Source organism: Chimaeribacter coloradensis (assembly GCF_002858715.1).
Classification (GTDB): Bacteria; Pseudomonadota; Gammaproteobacteria; order Enterobacterales; family Enterobacteriaceae; genus Chimaeribacter; species Chimaeribacter coloradensis.
Map to the genome: position 1 here is coordinate 1 of NZ_PJZH01000088.1, position 361 is coordinate 361.

A 361-nucleotide genomic window follows, 5' to 3' on the forward strand; every position below is an offset into this window, starting at 1 on the left:
CCTGCGTGAGATGATTTACGTGCCGGGCGACCTCTTTTCGGTGAACCCGTTGACGGCGGCCAACGTGCCGAACCTGTTTGCGCGTAATGAGCGGGTTATCTGCGTGTTTGACACCGAATTCGGGCCGATGGCGCAGATTCTGGTCGGTGCGACGATTGTCGGCAGTATTTCCACCGTCTGGGCCGGCATCATTAACCCACCGCGGCCGGGCATTATCCAGCGCTGGACGTACGCACCGGCCGGCATTGAAGGCGCGGTGACGCTGGAAAAAGGCCAGGAGATGGGGCACTTCGCACTGGGGTCGACGGTGATTAACCTGTTCCCGGCCGGAAAAGTACGCCTTGAGCCGCAATTGGCCAAC

The 361-nt window shown here is 60.7% G+C and carries 1 protein-coding gene; it reads left to right on the forward strand.

The window, feature by feature from the left end; translation table 11 throughout:
* On the forward strand, positions 1–361 hold a 361-nt coding region (gene asd, locus CYR32_RS21265), incomplete at both ends, for an archaetidylserine decarboxylase (protein WP_101827046.1).